This window comes from Pseudomonas fulva (assembly GCF_023517795.1).
GTDB classification, from domain to species: Bacteria; Pseudomonadota; Gammaproteobacteria; order Pseudomonadales; family Pseudomonadaceae; genus Aquipseudomonas; species Aquipseudomonas fulva_D.
In genome coordinates, this window is the sequence record NZ_CP082928.1 from 2,022,301 (window position 1) to 2,047,997 (window position 25,697).

Consider the following 25,697-nt stretch of genomic DNA (forward strand, 5'->3'; position numbering starts at 1 on the left):
TACAATAACATCTCTTTCCGCCTCCCGTCGAAGCGCGCTGATGGCAGGCGGGCCGATGCGTGGCGCCGGGCGGTCAATGCGTAATAGAATAACGTCCTACGTTTCGAGGCCCACGCCATGTACAAACCCGCCAGCGTCGTGCCGCCACTGGCATCGCGTCCCCATGATCACTCCCATTGCGTCAGCCAGGCGCTGGCCGAAGCCGAGGCCATCTGCGCACGCCAGGGCCTGCGCCTGACCGCCCTGCGCAAGCGCGTGCTGGAGTTGGTCTGGGCCAGCCACAAGCCGCTGGGTGCCTACGACATCCTTGGCGTGCTCAGCGAAGAAGACGGCCGCCGCGCCGCGCCGCCCACGGTCTACCGGGCCCTGGATTTCCTGCTGGAAAACGGCCTGGTGCACCGCATCGCCTCGCTCAATGCCTTCGTCGGCTGCAGCCACCCGGCCCACGCGCACCACAGCCAGTTCCTGATCTGCCGCAGTTGCAACGCCGCCGTCGAACTGGAGCAGACCGCCATCAGTGACGCCATCGTGCGCGGCGCCAAGGGCGTCGGCTTCGCGGTGGAAAGCCAGACCGTGGAAGTCGTCGGCCTGTGCGCTGGCTGCCAAGGCAAGCAATGAGCGACGCGCTGATACGCCTCGATGGCGTGACCGTCGGCTTCACCGGACAGACCGTGCTCGACAAGGTCGAGCTGACCATCCAGCCCGGCGAGATCGTTACCCTGATCGGCCCCAACGGCGCCGGCAAGACCACCCTGGTACGCGCCGTGCTCGGCCTGCTCACCCCGGACAGCGGCACGGTGTGGCGCAAGCCGAAGCTGCGCATCGGCTATATGCCGCAGAAGCTGCACGTCGACCCGACCCTGCCGCTCAGCGTGCTGCGTTTCCTGCGTCTGGTGCCGGGTGTCGATCGCGCTCGTGCCCAGGCCGCGCTGGCCGAAGTGGGCGCCAGCCAGGTGCTCGACAGCCCGCTGCAGGGCATTTCCGGCGGGGAGATGCAGCGTGTGCTGCTGGCCCGTGCGCTGCTGCGTGAGCCCCAGTTGCTGGTGCTCGACGAGCCGGTGCAGGGCGTCGACGTGGCCGGCCAGGCCGAGCTGTACCGGCTGATCACCCGCCTGCGCGACCGCCATGGCTGCGGCGTGCTGATGGTGTCCCACGACCTGCACCTGGTGATGAGCACCACCGACCAGGTGGTCTGCCTGAACCGCCACGTATGCTGCTCGGGCCATCCGGAGCAGGTCAGCTTCGACCCGGCCTTCGTCGAGCTGTTCGGGCGCGACGCCCAGAGCCTGGCCGTCTATCACCACCACCATGACCACGAACATGACCTGCACGGCAGCGTGGTCAGCGACAGACCGGGCCTGACCATTCATGGCCCGGTCCGCCCTCACATCCATGGAGACGGCTGCAAGCATGGCTGATTTTCTGCTCAACGCCCTGCTCGCCGGCCTCGCCCTGGCCCTGGTCGCCGGCCCTCTGGGTTCCTTCGTGGTCTGGCGGCGCATGGCCTACTTCGGCGACACCCTGTCCCATGCCGCCCTGCTCGGCGTGGCGCTGGGCCTGATGCTGGACGTCAACCCGACCTTCGCGGTGACCGTCGGCTGCGTGCTGCTGGCGATCCTGCTGGTCACCCTGCAGACCCGCCAGCCCCTGGCCAGCGATACCCTGCTCGGCATCCTCGCCCACAGCACCCTGTCCCTGGGCCTGGTGGTGCTGAGTTTCATGCGTGACGTGCGCATCGACCTGATGGGTTACCTGTTCGGCGACCTGCTGGCGGTGAGCCCCACGGATCTGGCCTGGATCCTTGCCGGCAGCGCCCTGGTGCTGGTGCTGCTGGTGCTGATGTGGCGCCCGCTGCTGGCGATCACCGTGCACGAGGAACTGGCGCGCGTGGAAGGCCTGCCGGTGGCGACGATCCGCCTGGGCCTGATGCTGCTGATCGCCATCGTCATCGCCGTGGCCATGAAGATCGTCGGCGTGCTGCTGATCACCTCGTTGCTGATCATTCCCGCCGCCGCGGCCCAGCGGCACGCCCGCACGCCCGAGCAGATGGCCTTTGGCGCCAGCCTGCTGGGCACCGTGGCGGTGTGTTGTGGTCTGAGCCTGTCGTGGTTCAAGGACACGCCGGCCGGCCCGTCGATCGTGGTGTCGGCCGCCAGCCTGTTCCTGCTGAGCTTCCTGCTGCCGCGCCGCAAGGCCTGACACCCGCCGTGATGGCACATTTGGTGGCCCGCCGGCCGCCGTGTAGAATTGCGTATTTTTTGCACAAACCGAGACCCGCAGTCATGACATCGTTCCCTTTACGCTGCGCTGCCCTGGCCGCGTTGGCCCTGCTGATCGTGGGCTGCCAGAGCCAGCAGGCAGCCGAGCCAGCGCCGGCTGTCGTCGCAGTGGCGCCGGGCGCCCAGGAGCAGTTCGACGCGCACCTGGCCGCCGGCCAATTGGCTGAAGCCGAAGCCCAGCTTCAGGTTCTGCACGCGGACGGCGAGCCCGCTGCCTTGCTGCAGGCCCAGCGGCAACTCTCCGAAGCCTACCTGCAGGCAGGCCAGAAGGCCCTGGAAGCCGGCGACCTGGACCAGGCCGCCAAATCCCTGGCCCACGCGCGCACCCTGATGCCCAAGGCACCAGCCCTGACCACCGGGCTGGATGGCGCCATCGGCAAGGCCCGCCAAGCCGAACTGAGCGCCGTCGAACAGGCCCGCCAGGCCGGTGAGCAGGCCCAGGCGGCGCGCCAGGAGCAACTGCGCCTGCTGCGCCAGGCCGCCGAAGCGCAAGCTGCCGCCAGCCGTGCAGCCGACGGCGCGACGGCGCAGGTGCCGGCGCAACTGATCGACCCTGCAGCCAAGCGCAGCGAAATCAGCCTGGCGATGCTCGACAGCCGTGACGAGGCGGCGCTGTTCGAGCGCCTCGATGCCGTGGCCGCGGATGTGGTGGCCTTCGACCGCAGCGTGCATGTCCAGGTGCGCAGCGTCGAGGACCTGCGCCGCGTGACGGCCCTGCTCGAAGCGCGGGTGATGAAACTCGACCCGACCTTCAAACTTGCGCTCAGCCACGCCGTCAAACCGGTTCAGGTGCCGCGCCTGATCTTGCGCGCCCGGGGCCAGTGAGGTTTCGAGCCAGGCTGAAATTCAGCATTTTAGATATAAACATAGGCCTACAAAGATTTTTGAGGTCTAAGCAGCGCCGGGTAAACTGGCAAGCCCTTTATGCTCATGCCTACCCGGCAAAACGAAGAACCCAAAAGGTTTAACGCGTGATCGACTTTCATCAGGTTCACAAGGCGTACCGCGTCAGTGGCCGCGATATTCCCGCCCTGCAACCCTGCGACCTGCATATCGAACGTGGCGAAGTGTTCGGCATCATCGGCCACTCCGGCGCGGGCAAGAGCACCCTGCTGCGCCTGATCAACCGCCTCGAAGAACCCTCTGGCGGACGCATCGATATCGATGGCGTGGACGTTACCGCCCTGGGCGCCGACGGCCTGCGCAAATTCCGCCAGCAAGCGGGCATGATCTTCCAGCACTTCAATCTGCTGTCCTCCAAGACCGTTGCCGCCAACGTCGGTATGCCCCTGAAACTGGCGGGTGTACCGGCCCGGGAAATCGACCAGCGCGTCACCGCCTTGCTCGAGCGCGTAGGCCTTCAGGACCATGCCAACAAGTACCCGGCGCAGCTCTCCGGCGGCCAGAAGCAGCGCGTCGGCATTGCCCGCGCCCTGGCCACCCGGCCGAAGATTCTCCTGTGCGACGAGGCCACCAGTGCCCTCGACCCGCAAACCACCGCCGCGGTGCTGCAACTGCTGGCCGAGATCAATCGCGAGCTGGGCCTGACCATCGTGCTGATCACCCACGAGATGGACGTGATCCGCCGGGTCTGCGACCGCGTGGCGGTCATGGATGCCGGGGTGATCGTCGAACAGGGCCCGGTCGCCGAGGTGTTTCTGCATCCGCAACATGCCACCACCAAGCGTTTCGTGCAGGAAGCCGAGCATGTCGACGAGAACGACCAGCGCGACGACTTCGCTCATGTGCAGGGGCGCATCCTGCGCCTGACCTTTATCGGCGAGTCCACCTACTCGCCCGTTCTCGGCCAGGTCGCCCGGGAAACCGGCATTGACTACAGCATCCTTGCCGGGCGCATCGACCGCATCAAGGACACGCCCTACGGCCAGTTGACCCTGGCGCTGACCGGCGGCGACATCGACGCCGCCCTCGCCCGCTTCGAAGCGGCTGACGTGCACCTGGAGGTCCTGCGCTGATGGAAGCCTTATTGCCCAACGTCGACTGGCTGGAAATCTGGCAGGCCAGCCTCGATACCCTGAACATGCTCGGCGGCTCCATGCTGTTCACCGTGCTGTTCGGCCTGCCCCTCGGTGTGCTGCTGTTTCTCACCGGCCCGCGGCAGATGTTCGAACAGAAAGGCCTCTACGCGGTGATCTCGCTGGTGGTCAACGTGTTGCGCTCGGTGCCGTTCGTGATCCTGTTGATCCTGCTGATCCCGGTCACGGTGGTGATTACCGGCACCTCACTGGGCGTCGCCGGAGCCATCCCGCCGCTGGTGGTCGGTGCCACGCCGTTCTTCGCGCGCCTGGTGGAAACCGCCCTGCGCGAGGTCGATCGCGGCATCATCGAGGCGACCCAGGCGATGGGTGCCAGCACCCGGCAGATCATCTTCAACGCCCTGCTGCCCGAGGCCCTGCCGGGTATCCTGGCGGCCATCACCGTCACCGCCATCACTCTGGTGTCCTACACCGCGATGAGCGGCCTGATCGGCGGCGGCGGCCTGGGCGACCTGGCGGTGCGTTACGGCTACCAGCGTTATCAGCCGGACGTGATGTTCGTGACCGTAGCGCTGCTGGTGGTGCTCGTACAGATTCTGCAAACCATCGGCGACCGTCTGGTGGTGCATTTTTCCCGTAAATAAAACAGCTGGAAGGGCCAGCGGCAGTTAGCCGCCACGCCACCTCACTTCAAGGAGTCAACGATGAAAAAACTGCTCACTGCCCTGGCTGTCGTCGCAGCCTTCTCCAGCGCCGCCCAGGCTGAAACCCTGCGCGTCGCCGCCTCGGCCGTCCCGCACGCCGAGATCCTGAATTTCGTCAAACCGGCCCTGGCCAAGGAAGGCGTGGAGCTGGACGTCAAGGTCTTCACCGACTACGTGCAACCCAACGTACAGGTCGCCGAGAAGCGCCTGGACGCCAACTTCTTCCAGCACCAGCCGTACCTGGACGAGTTCAACAAGAGCCGTGGCACCAGCCTGGTCAGCGTCGGTGGCGTGCACGTCGAGCCGTTCGGCGCCTACTCCAGCAAGATCAAGGACCTCAAAGAGCTGCCGCAAGGCGCCAACGTGGTCATCCCCAACGACGCCACCAACGGCGGCCGCGCCCTGCTGCTGCTGCAGAAGGCTGGCGTGATCACCTTGAAGGATCCGAGCAACATCCTCTCCACGCCGAAGGACATCGCCGAGAATCCGAAAGGTATCAAGGTGCGTGAGCTGGAAGCCGCGACCCTGCCGCGCGTGCTGACCCAGGTCGACCTGGCGCTGATCAACACCAACTACGCCTTGGAAGCCAAGCTGAACCCGACCGAGGACGCCCTGGCCATCGAAGGCAGCGACTCGCCGTACGTCAACATCCTGGTGACCCGCGAAGACAACAAGGACAGCCCGGCCGTGCAGAAGCTGGTCAAGGCCCTGCACAGCGATGAGGTGAAAGCCTTCATCCTGGAGAAATACAAAGGCGCGGTGGTTCCGGCGTTCTGATTGCCGCTACCGCTGCTGCAGCCGATGCCGCGTAGCCCTCAAGCTACGCGGCATTTTCATTTCTGCGGCCGGGGTTTCTCACTCAGCGCGGATAAACCGCAGCACGCCGGCCAGCCTGGAACCCGGGCCGCCGGGATTGTCCTTGGGATGGGCGATGCCGTCGCTGACCGGCACCTCGGCGAAATCGAACGGGCTGATGCCTTCGAGGCAGGCGGCGTTGACGCCGTACTGGTCCGGGTTGGAACGGCGCTGATGGTGGGTGTAGATACCGCAGCGCGAGCAGAAGAAGTGCTGGGCGCTCATGGTATTGAAGCGATAGACCGTCAGCAGGTCTTCACCCTGCAGGATACGCAAGTCGGCCAGCTCGGCCGAAACCGCCACCGCACCTCGCATGCGGCAATAAGAGCAGTTGCAGCGCCGTGCGCTGTGCAGGCCATCGCTGAGCATCACCTGAAAGCGCACCCCGCCGCAGTGGCAGGCACCTTTGATCTCGCCGATATCCTTGTTCATCGCCAGGCCCTCGTTCGCACAAGCGCACAGCATAGGCTAAATACCGAACAAGTAGCCTGGCGTTGGGCGTCGCGATACCCAGGAACAGTTGCCCCAACTACTTCCGATCTACCCCGGGTATCGCTGCGCTCAACCACGGGCTACGAGACGTGATGGTCTTTGCGGGGGCGCTCTGGCCGTGACCAGATCCACAGTGCGCCGCAACTCATGCCCAGCCCAGCGAAGATCACTGACGGTGTATGCGCCACCGTCACAATCATGATGGCGAACGCCACCAGCATGCTCAGGCTGGCCGCCAGCTTGGTACGCCGGGTGATCACACCACCGTCTCGCCAGTTGCGCAGCAGCGGGCCGAACAGCCGGTGGTTCTCCAGCCAGGCGCTGAGCCGCGGCGAACTGCGCGACGCGGCCCAGGCGGCCAGCAGCACGAACTCGGTGGTCGGCAGGCCAGGCACCAGTAAACCGACTGCCGCCATGCCAATGCTCAGGTAGGCGAGCGCCAGCCACAGCCAGCGCGTCCAGCCGCTGGCCAGCTCCCCAGGCGTATCAGGCAAAGCAGCGCTCCAGGTGCTCGGTGAAACGCTCGAAGGCGGCGATGGCGGCAGCTTCGGCCTCGCGTTCCTGGTGCTCGTCCAGCTCGACGCCGTCGAGGGTTGCCACGAAGCTTTTCCAGCCTTGCGCCCGGCCGCCCTCGGGCTCGCCCAGATGCCGCGCCCCGAACGTTTCGCTCAAGCCCAGAGCGGGCATGCGCTTGAGCAGGAAGGCCGCGCCCAGCTTGGAGCCTTCGGACACGAACAACCAGGCCAGGGCGGCACCGAGCCCGAGCGAACGACTGCGGATGGCCTCGTCACCCTCGGGAATCGGCAAGCCGAGATCAGCCAGATCCAGACGCGCCTGCTGGAGACGGCAACGAGCGGGCAGGTCCGGTATTAGCGCGACCAGCGCAGGATCGTTGTAGAGCGTCTCCAGGTCGTACTGGAACAGGTACTGCGCGGCGACGAAACGCGCGAAACGCTCCGGGTTGGCAAAGGGATCATGGCTTTTCACCAGCGCATCGAGCCGGCTGTGCGGCTGGTGGGTCAACTGGTTGAGGCGTTGCGAACGCAGGGGGTGGGCAAGCTGTGCCGGTTGGGCGGTCATTGGTCTCTCCTTGGACGGGACTTGCCGAGCACTGCTCGGCATCATCTAGATAACTGACGAACCAGCGAGGAAAAGTCGGTAACCGAGGGCGGACTGAGTGTCACGCGCGGCCGGGGAAATAACGGCTCAAGTGGCGCAGATCCGCTTCCCCCAGCACCCCTGCCAGGTAGCGCAATTGCAACCAGGCGCGCAGGTAGCCATAACGTGCCTCGGCCAAATCCCGCCGAGCGCTGTAGAGCTGCTGTTCGGCATCGAGCACGTCGCGGTTGACCCGTTCGCCACCGGTCACGCTCTTGCGGGTCGCGTCGATCAGCGCACTTGCCGACTCCACCGCCAGCTCATAGGCGCGCACCTTGGCCGTGCTGCTGGTGCACAGGTTGAACTGCCGGCGCAGGTCGACGAGCACTTCGTCGCGCCGGGCATCGAGTTCATAGCGAGCCTGCTCGTAGGACGCCGAAGCCTGACGCCTGGCCGCCGATACACCGCCGCCAGCGAACAGCGGCATGCTGAGCTGGATACCGATGCTGTCGGTGTCGTATTTCTGGTTGTAGGTGCTTTCCGAATCGGAGCGGGTCTTGCGCGAGGTGGCGTACAAGCCGAGGGTTGGCAGGTGTCCGGCGCGCTGACGCTCGACCTCCTGCTCAGCCACGGTCAGGCCGTGGCGCTGGCCGGCGAGGTCGGCATTGTGCACCAGGGCCATATCGCGCCAACCGTCGAAGCGCGCGGGCGCCAAGGGCTCGGCGCTGAACGTGCCGCTCAGTGGTGCCAATTGCTGCAGCTCCACCGGCTCGCCGATGATCGCCTGCAGCTCGCGCAGCGCGGCGTCCAGCGCATCCTGCGCCTCGATCTCCTGCGCGCGAGACAGATCATGGCGGGCGCGGGTTTCCAGCAGATCGGTATGGGTACCCTCGCCGGCTTTGAAGGTGCGCTGGTTGAGCTCGAGCTGCTCGGCATAAGCGCGCCGCTGGGCCGCCGCCAGCTCGATCTGCTCGCCGGCCAACAAGGCCTGGCTGTAGGCCGCGAACACGCGCACCACCAGTTCCTGACCACGGCCGCGCAAGCGCTCGTCGGCCAATGCCGCTTTGGCGACGCCCTGGCGGTATTCGGCCCAGGCAGCGTAGTCGAACAAGGGCTGCTGCAAGGTCAGCGCCGAGGAGTAACTGTCGTAGTCGCGGTCGAGGGTTACCTCGCCAGAGGTCACCTCTGATTCGTTACGAGCCTTGCGATAGTTGTAGGAAAGGCTCGGCAAAAGCCCGGCACGACCGATGGCCAGGTTTTCCGCACCGGCATCCCGCTCGTGGGTGGCGGCGCGGAAGGTCGGGTCGTTGCGCAGGGCCAGGGCGTAGACGTCCATCACACCGAATGCGAAGCTCGGCGCAGTCAGCAACGCACCAATCAGCAAAACCAAGAGCCTGACGGCGACGTTCGAAGGCTTCATTCTTCCACCAGCGCCATGTGGGTACGATCGGTCAGCGGCTTGAACAGGTAGTTGAGCAACGAGCGCTCACCCGTGCGCACGAAGGCCTGCACCGGCATGCCGGGACGAATCGTCTGGCCCTGCAACTGCCGCAAGCCATCGTCATCCACCTGCACACGCAGCCGGTAGTAGGGCTGATCGGTCTTCTCGTCGAGCAGGCGATCGGCGGAAACCAGCGTCACCTTGCCGTTGACCCGTGGCGTGCGGCTCTGGTTGAAGGCGACGAACAGCAGCTCCACGTCCAGGCCGGGCTGCAGCTTGTCGACCAGCTCCACCGGCGCCCGGGCGTCGACCAGCAAGGGCGCGTCCTGGGGGACAATTTCCATCAGCACCTGCCCCGGTGCGATCACCCCGCCTTCGGTGAACACATCGAGCCCGACCACCGTACCGCCAGCGGGGGCACGGACCTCGGTATGGGCCAGTTCGAAGTCGGCGGCGCTCAGGCGACTGCCCAGTTCCTCGACCTTGAGGCGGGCGTCGGCGAGTTGCTGACGCACGTCCTGCTGGTACTCCTCCTTACGCTGGGCGGCACGCAGGCGCAGCTCGAGAATCTGCCGCTGGGTGCGGCCGATGGTGCCGAGATCCTCGGAGATATCACCATTGAGCTGGGCATACAGTCGCTCGTTCTCGAGCAGACGATTGCGCGCCACGTAGCCATCACGCGCCAGCTCGCGCAGCCCCTGCAACTGGGTCTGCATGCTGAGGCGTTGCTCGTCCTTGTGCGCCCTGGCGGCCTGCAAGCCTTGGAGCACGGCCTGGCTGCCGGCAATGCTCTCCTGCAAGCCTTCGAGTTCCAGGCGCAGTGCGGCCCGGCGGCTGGCGAGCAACTGGCGCTGCAGGGCGACGGTCGCCTCGACGCGCGGATCCGCCATGGCACTGACGCCAGCAGGCAGGGCGATTTCCGGCAGGCCATCACGCTCGGCTTCCAGCCGGGCGGTGCTGATCAGCGCGCCGAGGTGCTGGACGAATAGAGCCTCGCGCTGAGCGCGGATCTGCGTGGCATCCATGCGCAGCAGTACCTGGCCGGCCTTGACCTGATCACCATCACGGACCAGCAGGCGCTGCACCACGCCGCCGGAAGGGTGCTGCACCGCCTGGCGATTGCCGGCGACCACCACATTGCCGCTGATCGCCACACCCTTGTCGAGCGGAGCCAGGCCGGCCCAGAGCAGAAAGCCGCCAAACCCGAGGGCCAGCAGCCAGCTGCCCATGCGCGAATAACGCCGCTCGTCGAGGGGCAGTACATCGGCCAACTGGCCTTCCTTGCGAAGCGATTCGCCCATCACGAGGCTACTCCCTGGCTGCCGTAGCTCATGCTGAACGTTGACGTGCTACGCACCGCAGCCGCGACTGGCGGCGCCTTGGGCTGCAGTTCCTGGAGCACTCGCTCGGCGGGCCCGAATGCCTGCATCTGCCCGGCGCGCAGCACCAGCAGCTTGTCGGTACTGGCCAGTAACGACGGCTTGTGGGCAATCAGCACCAGGGTGCGGCCTTGCCGCTTGGCCTCGGCGATGGCAGCCAGCAAGGCCTGTTCCCCTGGCTCGTCGAGATTCGAATTCGGCTCGTCGAGCACGATCAGCGCCGGCAACCCATACAGCGCCCGGGCCAGGCCGATACGCTGCCGCTGCCCGCCGGACAACCCGGCTCCACCCTCGCCGAGAAGCGTGTCGTAGCCGTCGGCCAGTTGCAGGATCAGGTCATGCACCCCGGCCATGCGTGCCGCGGCGACCACCTTGTCCGGGTCCACCTCGGTAAAACGAGCGATATTCTCGGCCACGCTGCCGGCGAACAGCTGCACGTCCTGCGGCAGGTAGCCGATATGGGCACCGAGGGCGGTGCGGTCCCACTGTTGCAGGTCTGCGCCGTCCAGCCGAACCTTGCCGGTCTGTGCTGTGCCTACGCCTACCAGCAGGCGCGCCAGGGACGACTTGCCCGAGCCCGAAGGGCCGATCACACCGAGTACTTCCCCGGCCTCCAGCGCGAAGCCGAGATTCACCAGGCATGGCGTGCGGGTTCCCGGGGCGAAGGCACTGAGTTGCTCGACACGCAGCGCGCCACGCGGCGTCGGCAGTGGCATCCCCGCCTGACGTCGCGGGTTGGCCGCAAGCAACGCCGACAGCCGCTCGTAGGCCAGCCGTGCATTGCTCCATTGCCGCCAGACACCGAGCACCTGGTCGATGGGTGCCAGCACCCGCCCCATGAGGATGGAGCCGGCGATCATCATGCCGGGCGTGATCAGCCCATCCAGCGCCAGCCAGGCACCCAGGCCCAGCACCAGTGACTGAAGTGCCAGGCGCACGTACTTGGACCAGGCACTGAAGGCGGCGGTCTTCTCGCTGGCCAGGTTCTGCTGGCCCAGAAAAACGGCATGCAGGGCGAACCAGCGCTGGCGCAGGGCAGTGAGCATGCCCATCGACTCGATGGCTTCGGCCTGGCGCAGGTGGCCGGCAGCCTGCTGATTCGACGCGATGGACAGGCGCGCCGCCTCGCCGAGCGGCACCCGGGTCACGCTCTGGTTGAGCCAGGCCAACGTCACCAACACCAGCGCACCAACCAGGGCCAGCAGGCCGAGCCACGGGCTGAACAGAAAGATCACGCCCAGATACACCGGAAACCAGGGGGCATCGAAGAACGCGAACAGCGCATTGCCGGTCGCGAACTGGCGCAGGCTGGTGAGATCGCTCAGCGCTTGGGTCGAGGTCTGCCGGGTGTTACCCAGGTTGGCGTCGAAGGTGGCATCGAACACCCGCGCATTGAGGTGCATGTCCAACTGTGTACCGAGGCGGATCACCAACAGGCTGCGAACCCACTCCAACGCGCCGGCGAACGCGAACAGGCCAACCACGATGAGGGTCAGCATCAGCAGGGTCATGGCGTTGCCCGAGGCGAGCACGCGGTCGTAGACCTGCAGCATGTACAGCGCAGGTGCCAGCATCAACATATTGATCGCCGCCGAGAACAGGCCAACGTGCAGCAGCCCCGAGCGGCAGGCACGCAGGGCCTGAAGTATCTCGTTGCCAGCCGTGGGGACGGGCGCGCGCATGCAGGAACTCCTTGGCGCAGTGCCAGGCGCAGCACGCCTGGCGGTATCCCCCGGAGCCATTGACGGGCGCCCGGGCGACACCCAGAATTGATGACCGTCACAGCCTGGGCCTTGGAAAACACGGGCCGTGACGGCGTTACCAGAGCGAACGGGATGACACATCCGTTCGCTTTTTCATTGCCCGGTGATTAGGCAGCCAGCAGCAGCTCGGACTCGCTGAGCGAAGAACCCGCTGCGGTGATGATGTCGTCGGTCAGCCCGGCTGCTTCCAGCACGGCCAGCAGGCCGCCGTCGTTCGGGGTGCCGGCGCTGTCGGAAGCGCCTTCGACCGAACCGTTCATCAGCCCCCAGATCACATCGTGCACGGCATTGTCACGACCTTCCGCGGCGGTTGCGGTGAGCGGCGTGTTGCCGAAGTCGAAGGTGATCAGCGGGCTGGAAACGGTACCGTTGGCGTTCAGGCCGCCACCCAGGGTCACCTGCTGCAGGGTGCCGTACAGCGAGTGGCTGCTGAAGTTGTAGGACAGGTTGCCAACCGCCGAGAACGCGAACGAGCCGTTGTTGAGCGACATCGCGTAGGTATCACCGGACAAGCCAGACGCGACGCCATTGGTGTAGAAGCCGCCGGTGTTGGCCGGGTGCTGACCGGCAACGCCATTGGTTTCGTAAGCGCCCAACAATTCTGCAAGCGTGCCACCCGAAGTGAAGCTGGTCGGGAAGTGGTCGGCATCGTAGCTATAGGAAATTGCCATCTTTGTTTCTCCTTGCTTGGCGATCGTTCGCCGGTTGATTGGCACCTCGCGGTACCGATTCGCACACCGTCACCGGTGTGCATCGAACAGGGCGGGCCATCACGGGCGACGACCCTACTCAGAACTGCAGTTCGAAGCCCCCCATCACGGTACGGCCGGGCCCGTAGGATTTGACGAAAATGTCCGAGTAGCCCATGACGTAGCTGCGGTCGCGGAGGTTCTCCACGGTGGCGCGCAGCTGCAGGTTGCGGTTGATGCGATAGCTGGCGAACAGGTCCCAGGTGGTGTAGCTCGGCCACAGGTCGGTGCTCCAGCCCTTGGGCCGGCCGGCAGCGCTGTAGTTGAGGCGGGTGCCCAATTCCAGGCTTTCATTCAGCCAGCGGGTACCGAACACCCAACTGCCGCGATCCATCGGAGAGTTACGGGCGCTGTTCATGCCGAACACGTCTCCCCCGCAATAGGTCTGCGCGTCCAGAAAGGCCTGATAGGAGGGATATCCGGCGGCCAGGGCCTGGTTGCGAAGATCCGAATAGCTGCCGTCTTCCCGGGGCATGTCTTCGCGGATGTAGTCGCTGCCGAGCGGGAAGGTCTTCTGGCAGATATCGTTGTGGCCACCGATGACATGGGTGTAATTGACGCCGCTGTACCAACGCCGGGCGTCGTAGTCCAGTTCCAGCTCGACCCCGCGAAACTGCATGCGGGCCTGGTTATTGACGAACATGGTGTTGCCCAAGCCGCCGGTCCTACCCGGCAGGGTATTGTTCATCGAGGTGATCAGGTAATTGTCGACGCGCGTGTCGTAGTAGGTGACCTTGGCGTTGAACTGGTCGCCCAGCGTGACCAGGTCCAGCTTGCTGACGTTGAAGCCCAGGTCCCAACTGCGTGATGTCTCGGGTTCGGCGTAAGGGTTGGGGTACATGGTGGCGAAGGGATCGCCGGGATGGGAGCCCTCCATCAGCGACTCGGTCAGCGCCGGCGGTCGCCAGGACTTGCCCCAACTGGCGAAGACTTCCAGCCAGTCCGTAGGGCGGTAGGCGGCGGCGAGGGTGGGCAGGAATTTGTCCAGGCTCTCATCGACCTTGTACTCGCGCATGCCGGTGTTGGATGACCAGCTACCATCGTAGAGTCTCGCGTAGTAGCTGGGATCGGAAGTGGGATTGGCCAGTCTGGCCTGCAGCCCCGGGATGGTGGCGCAGGCACTCGCTCTGGTACGTGCCTGACGGGCCAGGCGTGCCTCTTCGCTCTGGCCGCGGATTACAGGCGCCACGTAGCTGGTGCAGCGTAGCTCGCTGCTAGCGATGGATTGCGTGAGCAAACGGTTGTAAACCTGGGCACGGTCTTCGTAGCTCCAGTCCGTAACGGGCACGCGAGTCTTGCCCTTGAGCCTGTAATAGTCATAACGCAGCCCACCCGCCAGCGTGACCTGCTCGGTTTCGAAGGTGAGGCTGCCAAAGGCGCTGGTGATGCTGCGCTTGCCGTTGGGGTTGAGGGTATTGGTGTCGCTACCCACTTCACGGCCCTGGCGGTTGTAGACGGTGTCCGAGGCGCCACGATCCTGGAAGTACTCCAGGCCATGGTTGAAGCGGAAACCCTCGACGCCAGCCAAGGCGAAGCGCGCGGTGTTGTCCAGGGTGAAGCCGATGGTGTCGATCTTGGTACGCGCATCGTTACCCAGCCCCGCCTCGCAGGCACTGGTCCAGGAGCCGGGCACCGGGCTCTGGTCGCAGAGACCCAGTCGCCAGGCGGTCTCGGTCATGTCCACGCCGTCAGTGACGACCGGTCGCCCGGCGGCGGTGTCGCGCTGGTTTCGGGTGGTGACGTAGTAGAGCTTGGTCTTGAGATCAATCAACGACGAGTCGGGATTGAAGCTGTAGTCCAGCCCGAACGATTGCGAGCGGGCACTGGCATCGCCGTATTTCTGCCAGGCCTCCTCACCGTCCCGTGCGGCGCCGTCGACCGGGTTGATCACCCGGCGGTCGGACACGTTGGCATAGCTGAGGTCGGTATTGAGGTAGGTGAACTGCAGCGCCTGCTCAGGGTTGAGGGCAAAGCGCGCCTTGAACAGCTCCGAATCCTGCTCCTGACCGGAGAACTTGATGCGATCGACGACCTGCGTGATCGGGCGGTCGGAATCCTGAACGCCACCGAGCAGGAAATCGAAGTTCTCGCGGCGCGAACCCGGCGCGTAATCGCCAAAGCTGCGTCGGCTACGGGCAGCGAGCAGTTCCCAGCGATCACCGAAACGCCCGGCCACCGCTGCACTGCCGATGAAATTGACGCCATTGCCGTGGCCGCCCAGGCCGGTCATGCCGCGCAGGCGCGCTCCCTGGTCCTGGCCCGGCAGAATGATGTCGTCGACATTCAGGGTGCCGAAATTGGCGCTGCCGGCAATCGACGCGGCACCGGTGACGTCGGAGCGCGGGCCCTTCTCGATCACTACGCTGCTGATCAGCTCGGAATCCACGTAGAGCTGGCCATTGCGCTGCTGGTGGCCGTTCTCGTTGAAGTTCTGGCGCATGCCATCAATCATCGTGTTGACCCGGCCAAAGTCCTGCATGCCGCGGATGTTCACCGACAGGCCGGGATCCTGAGCGCTCACCGCGCTGTACACGCCTGGCGTTTCGACCAGCATGTCGGCGGCATGCCGTGGCGGATTGCGGTCGAGCTGCTCGCGGGTGATCACGCTCACCGAGCGGGGCGTCTGGTAGATCCACTCGTTGCTGACGTCGCGGGTCGACTCGATCAGGGTCGTGTCGATCTGCAGGGTGCCGGCGACTTCGGCCAGGCGCTCCAGACTGACTCGCCGTTCACCGGTGAAACTGTAGCTTACCGGCGACCCGCCAAGCAGTATGCGCAAGCCCTGCTCTGGCGCGTAAGGCCCTTTCAGCTCGTGGCTTTGCAGGCCAGACAACTTACCGCTGTCGAAGAACACCTGGATCCCCGCCTGCTCGGCGAAGGCGATCACGGCACTGCGCAGTGGCTGCGCCGGAATGTCGAACTCGACCTGCTTGGCTGCTGAACCGCTGCCCACATCGACTTCGGCAGCCGCAGGCTGTTGAGCCCAGACGCTGCCGCCAGACGCCAGCACCATGCTGACCAGCAGGCTACCAGCCAACCCTCGCCAGCGCTGTATGCCGGGCGCTATGCGGCTTGAATGACACGTTCCCTTGATGCCCATCGACCCTGCTCTTTTCTTGTGTTGATGTGTAATGAAAATCACTATCAACAAGCAAGACGATGCAGCCGGGCAAACTCAGTAAGCGTTTTTGAAAATTATTCGATCAGAGCCAAGTGCCAAGGCGCCTGTTCAGTAGATCAGGCTCAGGCCGGGCAGATCGGCATGGCGGGCCTTCAGCTCGCCAGTGAGGGTAGCGACTGCGCCGCCCAGCGAATCGAGGCGAAACACGCCACTGACCCGGCGCTGCGCCAGCCCGTCGCCAGCGACGAAGATGTGCCCGTCCCGGTACCGGTTGAGCTGAGTCACCACCTGCTGCAACGGCACCTGATCGAAAATCAGCAGGCCGCGCTGCCAACTGCTGGCCCGCGATAGCTCCAGACTCAGGCGTTCGAGGCGCCCGTCAGCCTCGACCCGCGCACTCTGCCCCTGCTCGAGAACCAGGCTCTGGCCGTGTTTGCTGACTGCGACCCGGTGCTGCATGACGCCGACGAGCATCTGCCCGCCCTCCTCGCGACTGACCAGAAAGCGTGTGCCCAGCGCCTGGGCCTTGCCCCCGTTACTGTCGACGATGAAGGGTCGCGTTTCCTGTGGCCCAACGGGCGCCGTCTGGAATACCGCCGAGCCGGCGAGCAACTCGATACGCCGGGCCTGGGGTGTGTAGTCGAGGCGTATGGCGCTGCGTGCATCGAGTGTCGCCAGGCTGCCGTCAGGCAATTCGACGGTGCGCACCTCACCGGTAGCGGTTCGGTGATCGGCGACCAACGGCAGGTACACCGCAGGCGCCTGGTTCCAGCCGATCAGGGTGACGACCACAGCCAGCGAGGCGCTGCTCAACCAGCGCAGCACACGGCGAGAGCGGCGCTTGGGCGCCGCTCCCGGTCGGGCCGGCGAGCGACGCGGCACCTCGGCAAGCGGCTCTTGCAGGCTGGCCAGGTCGCCCCAGGTATGCCGGGCGAACTGCAGGGCGGCGCCGTGGCGCGGATCAAGGGCGAGCCACGCCTGCAGCGCCTGCTGCTCGTGCTCGTCGAGCGGCGAGTCGCTCATGCGCACCGCCCATTCGGCAGCAGCCTGGCGAATCCCGCGATCCTGCAGGTCTGGGCTATTCACGTGTGCTCTCGGCTTTCTCTTGTAAGACTGAAGACGCTCAGGCGGCTCTTTTACCGTAAAAGTTTCCGGCCATGCCGGTATTTTTGCCATCACGAGCCTTCGCCGAGGCGTTCCATGACATGGGCCAACGCCTTGGACAGGTGCTTTTGCACCGAGCTGTCGCTGATTTCCAGGCGCCTGGCGACCTCGGCATGGGTCAGCCCTTCTATGCGATTGAGGTGAAAGATTTCGCGGGTTCGCGGTGGCAGCTCGGCCACCGCACGCTGCAACAGCTCCATACGTTGCTGCCTCTCGGTGGTGTCTTCCAGGCTATCGACGTCATCCTCGACAGCATTGAGCACATCGTCGCCGACCAGGTCGGTCTTGCGCCGTTCCTGCTGGCGGCGGTGGTCGATCAGCAGATTGCGCGCGGTGCGATAGAGATAGGCTGGCGTATTGTCGATATGGTCGTGCCGCGCCTGCTCGCTAAGGCGCAGGAAGCTCTCCTGGAGCAGATCGGCAGCCAGGTGCGGGTCACGGCTCTTGCGCAGCAGGAAGCTCTGCAAGGCACGGGCGTGCTGCTGAAAGAGGCCTTTGATATCCAGATCCGACACTCGTCATACCTGACCTGAGCGGAAAGAGGCGGCATATTACCGACAGATGAGAATAGTTTTCAATTGTCATTTTTAGCCAGGCATTGCCCTCGCCCGTGCTGCTCGTGAAAGAGCGCCAGGCATCGTTCGCAAAAAAGGGGGCCAGAATTTCAGCCCGGCTGATGCCGAGCAGTGAAAATGAAAATGGGACCCGATGGGTCCCATTGCTTATTCGCTGCCAACCAGCCCCGGCAACTGCGCCGCCAGCTTGTCGATGTTGATCGGCGCGCGGATAAAGCCGCGCTGGGTGCCGTCCGGGCCGATGACGGCCAGGTTGCCGCTGTGGTCGACGGTGTAGTTTTCCTTGCTGGTATCGGCCGGAATGTAGGGAATGCTCACCGCGCTGGAGAGTTTCTGGATGGTGTCCGGCTCGCCGGTCAGGCCCATGAAGCCGGCATCGAAGTAGCCCAGGTACTTCTTCATCTGTTCCGGCGTGTCACGGGCCGGGTCGACGCTCACCAGCACGATGCGCAGGTTGTTCCATGCGTCTTCCGGAATCTGCGTACGCAGTTGGCGCAGCTGCGCCAGGGTCGCCGGGCAGATGTCCGGGCAGAAGGTGTAGCCGAAGAACAACAGACTCCACTGGTCCCTGAGCTGGCCGGTGGAAAAGGTCTGGCCATCCTGGTCGAGGAAATCCAGGGCGGGGACCTGACGCTGCTGGGGCAGCATGACGATGCCGGCGTCGAGCAGCGCCGCGGCGTCGTTGGACTTGCCGCGCAGCGCCTGGCTGGCGATCAGGCCGAGCGCCAGGGCCACGGCGGCGATGAGGACGAATACGATGAGGTGCTTGCGAGTCATGGCGGCCACGCTGGTCAGGGTGAAGGGTATCGCCCTGTATGACCCGACTCCCCGACTTGGCGGGAGAGCTGTGCCTGGGCGGCACGGGAATCGGCCATCTGGCGATGCGCAGCGGGAAAAGGTACCAGATACGCAGCGCCAGGTGGGCCGTTAACGCCTGCGGCGGGCTGTCACGCCGACAGCCGCCGCAGGCCTGCCTCAAGCCGCCGCGCGGCGCATGCTCAGCGCCCGGCCCTCGAGGCGACGGGTCAGGCCGTGGCGTTCGATCAACAGCGCCCCACCCTGCTGCTCGGCGGCGCGGCCCCAGTCGTCGAGCAGTTCCATGCAGGCATGGTCGACGTAGCTGAGGTTGTCGAGGGGCACGTGCAGGCGGGTGGTCGGCGCGATGCCCTCCAGCACGCTGGCCAGGTGCGGCACCTTGAGGAAGGTGGCCGAGCCGGTCAGGCGCAGCTCCGCTTCGTCGGGGCCGATCTCGCTGAGGCTGACCTTCAGGCGCGAGGCCTTGCCGGCCAGCTTGACCAGGGTCAGGGCGAAACCGATCAGCACGCCGGTCAGCAGGTCGACGGCGACGATGCCCAGGGCGGTGGCCGCATAGATGAATACCGGGGCCCGACCATAACGGCCCAGGCTGCGGATGGCCTTGATGTCGACCAGTTTGAAGCCGGTGTACACCAGCACGCCGCCCAGGCAGGCGACCGGAATGCTCTGCAGCACCGCCGGCAGCAGCATGACGAAGGCCAGCAGCCAGGCGCCATGGAAGATGGTCGACAGGCGGGTGCGGGCGCCGGCCTGCACGTTGGCCGAGCTGCGCACGATCACCCCGGTCATCGGCAGCGCGCCGAGCACGCCGCAAAGCATGTTGCCGATGCCCTGGGCGGACAGCTCACGGTCCAGGTTGGACCGCGGGCCGTTGTGCATGCGGTCCACCGCCGCGGCCGACAGCAGGGTTTCGGCACTGGCGATAAAGGCCACCACCACCGCGGCCAGGATGATCTGCGGGTTGGCCAGGTTGAACAGGTCAGCCGGCTGTATCCAGTCGATGGCATCGCTCAGGTTCGCCGGCACCTCGACCCGCGCCACACCCAGGCCCAGCCACAGGCTGATGCCGGTCATCAACGTCACGCCGATCAGCGCGCCAGGCAGAAAGCGCAGGCCCTGGGGGCGCAGCTTGTCCCACAGGAACATGCAGCTGATGGTGCCGAAGCCCAGCAACGCCGCCGCCAGGGCACTGCCGCTACCGAGGCCGGGAATGGCCTGACGCAGGGTGTCGGGGAATGCCAGCAGGTTGTCCAGCCCGGACGCCTGGGGCTTGACGTCGAACATTACGTGGAACTGGGAAAGCACGATAAGGATGCCGATACCGGCGAGCATGCCGTATACCACCGCCGGTGCGGTGACGCGAAACCAGCAGCCCAGGCGCAGGCGCCCGGCAACCAGTTGCAGCAGGCCGGCGAGCAGCAGGATCGGCCCGAGCATGGCGATGCCGTGGGTGCGTACCAGTTCGAACACCAGTACGGCCAGGCCGGCCGCCGGGCCGCTGACCTGCAGCGGCGAGCCGGCCAGCCAGCCGACCACCAGGCCACCGATGATGCCGGTGATCAGGCCCTTGGCCGGCGGCATGCCGGAGGCGATGGCGATGCCCATGCACAGCGGCAGGGCGACGAGAAAGACCACGATGGATGCCAGGGCATCGCGTGGCAGAGCGGATTTGAATGAAGCGAGGGTCATGGTGCGGTCTCCTGCAGATCCAGCGCACGTAAGGTCATGACGATGAGCCACGGCTCACCATCAGCAGGTGTAAGGCAGTCAGAACCCAAGAAGCCGTTGCCCTGACGAGTCAGGGCAGCAGGCCCGAAAACGGCTGTCGATTGTGGGCGGTTAATCCGCGGGTCGATTCATGGCCACCGGGTGACGTCCTGTCGTAAGTGTTTTACGAGGCCAGGTAACGGGCTCGTGGGCTGGCACTGGGGGTGGTTTCGCCATCGAGCGGCAGGAACTCGCCACGCTCGGCGTCGTACGCCTTGATGGTGCAGTTCTCGATGTCGTAGACCCAGCCATGAATGAACAGCTGGCCGCTGGCCAGGCGTGCAGCGACGGAGGGGTGGGTGCGCAGGTGATCGAGCTGGGCGACTACGTTCTCTTCGGTCAACACCCCGAGTTCCTGGTGCTCGGCGCAGCCGCAGCTCTGCTGGGTAACGGTCTTGGCGACCTCGGCGTGACGCAGCCAGGCCTTGACCGTCGGCATGCGTTCGATGCTCTGCGGGTTGAGGACCGCCTTCATGGCGCCGCAGTCGGAATGACCGCAGATGATGATGTGCTGTACGCCCAGACCCATCACCGCATATTCGATGGCGGTGGAGACGCCGCCGTTCATCTGGCCATAAGGCGGCACCACGTTGCCGACGTTACGGGTCACGAACAGCGAGCCGGGGTCGCTCTGGGTGATCAGCTCGGGGACGATGCGCGAATCCGCGCAGGTGATGAACATGGCCCGGGGGCTTTGCTGGCGGGCCAGTTTGCTGAACAGCTCGCGCTGCTCGGGGAAGACATCGTTGCGAAAACGCTGGAAGCCATCAAGCAGGGTCTGCAGCGCCTCGTCTGCGCTCTGCTTGCCGGCTGCGGTGGGTGTGGCGGATCGGATGGAACGAATGCGCTCGCTCATGGTGCCTCCTGGTCTTCGGTCGTGATATTGACTTGCCATCTAGTGGCAGTTTGCTTCGTGACCATTCGGTCACTTCGCAGACGAACTTACCCATAAAGGCTTAAACCAACCTTAATCGCAAGAAATGCGGTTGCCGTCGGAAGCGCATTTGTAACCGCATGCCACGCCGGCCAGATTCGGCCACGCAGCACGCAACTGCTCTAGACTGGGCTCGATGACGGCCCATCTAAAAACGCGCAGATGTCCCGCGTGTTACAGCGCCGTGCCGTCCATCAGGAATCAGACACGAGGTGAAGGTCACCGAAGGGAGGATCGATAGCCCGCACAGGCCGGTGCGAGCTATCCAGGGGCCTTGCAGCGCTCAGCCGCGGTGGCGTCCGCGGAAGAAGTCGATCAGGCCCTGGGTGGAGCCGTCCTCGGCCGGCGGCTCGTCACTGCCGACCATGCGCGAGTAGACGCCCTTGCCCAGTTCCTTGCCGAGTTCCACGCCCCACTGGTCGAAGGCATTGTTGCCCCAGATGACGCTCTGCACGAACACCTTGTGCTCGTACATGGCGATCAGCGCACCCAGGCGACGGGGGCTGACGCGCTCCATCACCAGGGTGTTGCTCGGCCGGTTGCCGGGGATCACCTTGTGCGGCGCCAGGCGCTGCACGTCGTCTTCGCCCATGCCCTTGGCACGCAGTTCGGCTTCCGCCTCCTCGCGGGACTTGCCGAGCATCAATGCCTGGCTCTGCGACAGGCAGTTGGCGTACAGCCACTGGTGGTGGTCGGCCACCGGGTTGTAGCTGCTCACCGGTACGATGAAGTCCGCCGGGATCAGCTGGGTGCCCTGGTGCAGCAACTGGTGGTAGGCGTGCTGGCCGTTGCAACCCACGCCACCCCAGATCACCGGGCCGGTGGCCACGCTGACCGGCTGGCCATCGCCACGCACGCTCTTGCCGTTGGACTCCATGTCCAGCTGCTGCAGGTGCTTGGTGATGTTGCGCAGGTAGTGGTCGTACGGCAGGATGGCGTGGCTCTGGGCGTTCCAGAAGTTGCCGTACCACACGCCCAGCAGGGCCAGCAGCACCGGCATGTTCTCCTCGAACGGCGCGGTCTTGAAGTGCTCGTCCATGCGGTAGGCACCGGACAGCAGCTCCTTGAAGTTGGACATGCCGATGGACAGCGCAATCGGCAGGCCGATGGCCGACCACAGCGAATAACGGCCGCCGACCCAATCCCACATCGGGAAGATGTTTTCCTCGCGGATGCCGAAGCTCACCGCCGCCTCGCGGTTGCTCGACACGGCGATGAAGTGGCGATACAGCTCGGACTCCGAACCACCCTGGGCCAGGTACCAGCCGCGTGCGGCCTGGGCGTTCTTCAGGGTCTCCAGGGTGCCGAAGGATTTCGACGAGACGATGAACAGGGTGGTCTCGGCGCGCAGCTTGGCGGCCAGTTCGTGGAACTCGCTGCCGTCGATATTGGCCAGGTAGTGGCAACGCACGCCACGCTGGGCGAACGGCAGCAGCGCTTCGGAGACCAGCTGCGGGCCGAGGAAGGAGCCGCCGATGCCGATGTTCACCACGTCGGTGATCGGCTTCTCGGTATAGCCGCGCCACAGGCCGTTGTGGATGCGCCCGACCAGCTCGGTCATCTGCTGCAGCACGCGCTGCACCTCGGGGATGATATCCACGCCATCGACTTCCACCTTGTCGCCCAGCGGGCGGCGCAGGGCGGTGTGCAGGGCCGGTCGTTTCTCGGTGTTGTTGAGCAGCTCGCCATCGAACAGCGCGCGGATGCCCTTCTCCAGCCCCACTTCACGGGCCAGGTTGACCAGCAGCTCGCGGGTCTCGGTGTTGATCAGGTTCTTCGAGTAATCCAGGAACAGCCCGCAGCCGCTCAGGCTGAAGGTCTCGAAGCGCTTGGGGTCGGCGGCGAAGGCCTGGCGCATGCTGAAGCTGGCGAGGCGCTCGCGGTGCGCGACCAGGGCCTGCCAGCTTGGCAGTTGGGTGACATCCAGCGATGAAGAAAGATACGGCATGAAGACTCCTTGGTTCGGGCCAGCCTCCTGGCCTCGCGAATTCGATTGCATGCCGTGGGACGCGTGCGTTGGCAAGTACGGCGTTGAAAATTGCCTACTACGCCTCGCGCCCCTGAACGGCCTTTACTGCCCCAGCTCATGCCGATACGGCAGTTGCGGGCCAACCCGTGAACAGGTAAGCGCCGCCGCCTGCACGGCGAAATCGAGCATCGCAACGAGCGCCTCACGCGACAATGCCGCCAGGCCAGCCGGGCTGTCCAGCCCGTGCTGCACCAGGTAGGCGATGATCGCCGCCTGGAAGGTATCGCCAGCGCCCACGGTGTCACGGGTGACCACCTGGCGGGCCGGCACCGACCAGTGCCCATGCTGCCGGCTGAACACGCTCGCGCCGGCGCTGCCGCGGGTCAGAAACACCACCTGGCAGCGCTGGGCCAGCCAGCGCTCGATGCTCGTCGACGGGGGAACGCCGGGATACAGCAACTCCAGGTCCTCCTCGCTGACCTTGATCAGATGCGCGTGGGCGGCAAAAGATTCAATTCGCTGCCGCCAGCGCTCGATATCGGGTGCCGGATTGAGGCGCACGTTGGGGTCCAGGCTGATCAGCCGCCGCTCGCTTTCACGCTCCACCAGCGCCAGCAGGCTGTCGCCAACCGGCGCCACCACCAGGGAATAGGAGCCGACGTGCAGGCCGCTGACGGTCTCGTCGAGCACCGGTAAATGCTCGGCCAGCACCTGACGATCGGCGCAGCCCTCGCCGCGGAACATGTACTGCGGCGAACCCTGGGCATCCAGGGCGACCATGGCCATGGTGGTCGGCGCGTCGCTGGCGACCAGGTAGCGATCGCTGACGCCCTCCTCGGCCAGCACCTGGCGCAGGCGCTGGCCAAGGTAATCGCTGGAGATACCGCCCAGCAGCGCCGAGTCGACGCCGAGGCGGCGCAGGCCGACCGCCACGTTGAACGGCGAGCCACCGGCGAGGGCCTTGAAATTCAGCTCGCTGCTGCGCTCGCCGGGGTTGCAGAAGAAATCGAACAGGGCTTCGCCGCATACCAGGTACATGGGATCTCCGCGTCACGAAACAGGCGTATTCGCCCAGGGAAAAGGCCGGCGGCAGCGCCACCGGCGTGGATTATTGCAGCGCGCGCACCTGTTCGCGGTAACGCTGGTAAACGCCTTCGTAGGCGCGGCTGCGCAGCTCGTCGGGCTCGGCGCTGCGAGCGTCATCGAGGCTCACGCAGCGCTCGCAAAGGCTTTGCAGGCTCAACGCCTCGCCGTGCTGACGGCTCACGCACCAGGCCGCCTGGATCGCCGCGCCGAGCGCCGCCGCCTCGGTGTGCTGGGGGCAGACCACCGGCGCGCCCATGATGTCGGCGACGATCTGCCGCCAGGTCGCGCTCTTCGCGCCGCCACCGATCAGGCGGATGCCGTCGCTACGAATGCCGCTGTCGCGCAGCAGGTCGAGACCGTAGCGCAGGCCGAAGGTGGTGCCCTCCACCACAGCGCGGCAGAGGTTGGCGCGGGTCAGGTTGTCCGCCGTCAGCCCATGCAGGCTGGCGGTCGCCAGCGGCAGCGCCGGTACCCGCTCGCCATTGAGGAACGGCAGCATCAGCACGCCTGCGGCGCCGATGGGCGCCTCGCCGACCAGGGCGCCGAAGGTGTCGACATCCAGCCCCAGCAGGTCGCGGATCGCGCCGCTGGCGTTGGTCAGGTTCATGGTGCAGATCAGCGGCAGCCAGCCGCCGGACGACGAACAGAAGGTCGCCACCTGCGGGTGCGGGCTGACGCGCGGCTGCTCGGCGTAGGCGTACACCGTGCCCGAGGTGCCAAGGCTCATGGTGATCGCGCCCGGGGCGATGTTGCCGGTGCCGATGGCGCCCATCATGTTGTCGCCACCGCCGCTGGCAACCAGCGCCCAGGGGCTCAGGCCCAGACGCTCGGCGATCTGCGGGCGAATCGATCCGACGCACCGGTCGGATTCGATCAGCTCCGGCAGGGCGCGCACCAGGCCGCCTTCCGGGTCGATCAGCTCCAGCAGCTCGGTGTCCCAGGTGCGCCTACGCACGTTGAAATAACCGCTGCCGGAGGCATCACCGTACTCGGCGCAGGCGCGCCCGGTCAGCCAGTAGTTGAGGTAGTCGTGGGGCAGCAGGATGTGGGCGATACGGGCGAACACCTCGGGATGATGATCGCGGGTCCACAGCAGTTTCGACACCGTGTAGCCCGGCGCGATGGCCACGCCCAGGCGTTCCAGGGAGCCGCTGTCGCCACCGAGAAAATCCAGCAGGTGGGCGTTCTCGGCGGTCGATTCGGTGTCGCACCACAGCTTGGCCGGGCGCAGCACCTCGCCCTGGGCATCGAGCAGCACCAGGCCGTGCTGCTGGCCGGACACGCCGATACCGAGAATCTCGCTGCCCGCCACCCCGGCGTTCTGTAGAGCCTGGGCGGTGGCCTGCTCGAAGGCCAGCAGCCAGTCGGCCGGGTCCTGTTCGCGGCGGCCATTGGGGCCGCTGATCAGCTGGTGCGCCGCGCTGCCCTCGCCGAGCACCTTGCCGCTGTGGATATCGAGGATCAGCGCCTTGGTGCCCTGGGTGCCGCAATCGATGCCGAGGTACATG

Annotated in this window: 23 protein-coding genes; 7 read left to right on the forward strand and 16 right to left on the reverse strand. The window is 65.6% G+C overall.

Going from position 1 to position 25,697, the window contains the following annotated elements; translation table 11 throughout:
- The first annotated feature begins 117 nt into the window (after positions 1-117).
- From K8U54_RS09075 to K8U54_RS09105, 7 genes are all read left to right on the forward strand, one after another.
- Positions 118-618, forward strand: a complete 501-nt coding sequence (locus tag K8U54_RS09075) for a Fur family transcriptional regulator (RefSeq protein ID WP_249909817.1) — start codon at positions 118-120, stop codon at positions 616-618.
- A complete protein-coding gene (znuC, locus tag K8U54_RS09080) occupies positions 615-1,418 on the forward strand; it encodes a zinc ABC transporter ATP-binding protein ZnuC (protein ID WP_249909818.1) in 804 nt (267 codons plus the stop codon). The genes K8U54_RS09075 and znuC overlap by 4 nt, the downstream gene beginning before the upstream one ends.
- Complete coding sequence (gene znuB / locus K8U54_RS09085; RefSeq protein WP_249909819.1) at positions 1,411-2,199, forward strand: zinc ABC transporter permease subunit ZnuB; 789 nt, start codon at positions 1,411-1,413, stop codon at positions 2,197-2,199. Before znuC ends, znuB begins: the two co-directional genes overlap by 8 nt.
- Positions 2,200-2,282: 83 nt before the next feature.
- Complete coding sequence (locus K8U54_RS09090; RefSeq protein WP_249909820.1) at positions 2,283-3,104, forward strand: hypothetical protein; 822 nt, start codon at positions 2,283-2,285, stop codon at positions 3,102-3,104.
- A gap of 146 nt (positions 3,105-3,250) precedes the next feature.
- A complete protein-coding gene (locus K8U54_RS09095) occupies positions 3,251-4,255 on the forward strand; it encodes a methionine ABC transporter ATP-binding protein (RefSeq protein WP_249909821.1) in 1,005 nt (334 codons plus the stop codon).
- Positions 4,255-4,920 (forward strand): methionine ABC transporter permease, encoded by a 666-nt coding sequence (locus K8U54_RS09100; protein ID WP_249909822.1) that lies wholly within the window; start codon positions 4,255-4,257, stop codon positions 4,918-4,920. The genes K8U54_RS09095 and K8U54_RS09100 overlap by 1 nt, the downstream gene beginning before the upstream one ends.
- Positions 4,921-4,980: 60 nt before the next feature.
- Positions 4,981-5,757, forward strand: a complete 777-nt coding sequence (locus K8U54_RS09105) for a MetQ/NlpA family ABC transporter substrate-binding protein (protein ID WP_249909823.1) — start codon at positions 4,981-4,983, stop codon at positions 5,755-5,757.
- A gap of 78 nt (positions 5,758-5,835) precedes the next feature.
- Here K8U54_RS09105 and K8U54_RS09110 read toward each other — a convergent pair whose 3' ends face one another.
- The 16 genes from K8U54_RS09110 to xylB all read right to left on the reverse strand — a co-directional run bounded on the left by K8U54_RS09110 (position 5,836) and on the right by xylB (position 25,696).
- Complete coding sequence (locus tag K8U54_RS09110) at positions 5,836-6,267, reverse strand: GFA family protein (RefSeq protein ID WP_249909824.1); 432 nt, start codon at positions 6,265-6,267, stop codon at positions 5,836-5,838.
- Between the two features lie 140 nt (positions 6,268-6,407).
- Entirely contained in the window at positions 6,408-6,821 is a 414-nt protein-coding gene (locus K8U54_RS09115; RefSeq protein WP_249909825.1) for a YbaN family protein, read from the reverse strand.
- Positions 6,814-7,407 (reverse strand): biliverdin-producing heme oxygenase, encoded by a 594-nt coding sequence (locus tag K8U54_RS09120; protein WP_249909826.1) that lies wholly within the window; start codon positions 7,405-7,407, stop codon positions 6,814-6,816. The genes K8U54_RS09115 and K8U54_RS09120 overlap by 8 nt, the downstream gene beginning before the upstream one ends.
- Positions 7,408-7,507: 100 nt before the next feature.
- Complete coding sequence (locus tag K8U54_RS09125) at positions 7,508-8,845, reverse strand: TolC family outer membrane protein (RefSeq protein WP_249909827.1); 1,338 nt, start codon at positions 8,843-8,845, stop codon at positions 7,508-7,510.
- The gene (locus K8U54_RS09130) at positions 8,842-10,170 is read right to left on the reverse strand and encodes an HlyD family type I secretion periplasmic adaptor subunit (protein ID WP_283939405.1); all 1,329 of its coding nucleotides are present in this window, start codon (positions 10,168-10,170) and stop codon (positions 8,842-8,844) included. Before K8U54_RS09130 ends, K8U54_RS09125 begins: the two co-directional genes overlap by 4 nt.
- The gene (locus tag K8U54_RS09135; RefSeq protein WP_249909829.1) at positions 10,167-11,927 is read right to left on the reverse strand and encodes a type I secretion system permease/ATPase; all 1,761 of its coding nucleotides are present in this window, start codon (positions 11,925-11,927) and stop codon (positions 10,167-10,169) included. The genes K8U54_RS09130 and K8U54_RS09135 overlap by 4 nt, the downstream gene beginning before the upstream one ends.
- Before the next feature lie 188 nt (positions 11,928-12,115).
- Entirely contained in the window at positions 12,116-12,679 is a 564-nt protein-coding gene (locus tag K8U54_RS09140) for a heme acquisition protein HasA (RefSeq protein WP_249909830.1), read from the reverse strand.
- A gap of 118 nt (positions 12,680-12,797) precedes the next feature.
- The gene (locus K8U54_RS09145) at positions 12,798-15,794 is read right to left on the reverse strand and encodes a TonB-dependent receptor (protein ID WP_249909831.1); all 2,997 of its coding nucleotides are present in this window, start codon (positions 15,792-15,794) and stop codon (positions 12,798-12,800) included.
- A 192-nt stretch (positions 15,795-15,986) separates the two neighbouring features.
- On the reverse strand, positions 15,987-16,964 hold the full coding sequence (locus K8U54_RS09150) for a FecR family protein (protein ID WP_249909832.1): 978 nt from the start codon (positions 16,962-16,964) through the stop codon (positions 15,987-15,989).
- Between the two features lie 89 nt (positions 16,965-17,053).
- Complete coding sequence (locus K8U54_RS09155; protein ID WP_249909833.1) at positions 17,054-17,557, reverse strand: RNA polymerase sigma factor; 504 nt, start codon at positions 17,555-17,557, stop codon at positions 17,054-17,056.
- A gap of 207 nt (positions 17,558-17,764) precedes the next feature.
- A complete protein-coding gene (locus K8U54_RS09160) occupies positions 17,765-18,394 on the reverse strand; it encodes an SCO family protein (RefSeq protein WP_249909834.1) in 630 nt (209 codons plus the stop codon).
- A 198-nt stretch (positions 18,395-18,592) separates the two neighbouring features.
- Positions 18,593-20,122 carry a SulP family inorganic anion transporter gene (locus K8U54_RS09165; protein WP_249909835.1) on the reverse strand — a complete coding sequence of 510 codons (1,530 nt, stop codon included), beginning with the start codon at positions 20,120-20,122 and terminating at the stop codon, positions 18,593-18,595.
- A 202-nt stretch (positions 20,123-20,324) separates the two neighbouring features.
- On the reverse strand, positions 20,325-21,056 hold the full coding sequence (locus tag K8U54_RS09170; protein WP_249909836.1) for a carbonic anhydrase: 732 nt from the start codon (positions 21,054-21,056) through the stop codon (positions 20,325-20,327).
- Positions 21,057-21,417: 361 nt separating this feature from the next.
- Entirely contained in the window at positions 21,418-23,082 is a 1,665-nt protein-coding gene (gene pgi, locus K8U54_RS09175) for a glucose-6-phosphate isomerase (protein ID WP_249909837.1), read from the reverse strand.
- 123 nt (positions 23,083-23,205) lie between these two features.
- Positions 23,206-24,141, reverse strand: coding sequence for a carbohydrate kinase family protein (locus K8U54_RS09180; protein WP_249909838.1), 936 nt, complete (start codon positions 24,139-24,141; stop codon positions 23,206-23,208).
- 70 nt (positions 24,142-24,211) lie between these two features.
- Entirely contained in the window at positions 24,212-25,696 is a 1,485-nt protein-coding gene (gene xylB, locus K8U54_RS09185; protein ID WP_249909839.1) for a xylulokinase, read from the reverse strand.
- Position 25,697 lies beyond the last annotated feature (1 nt).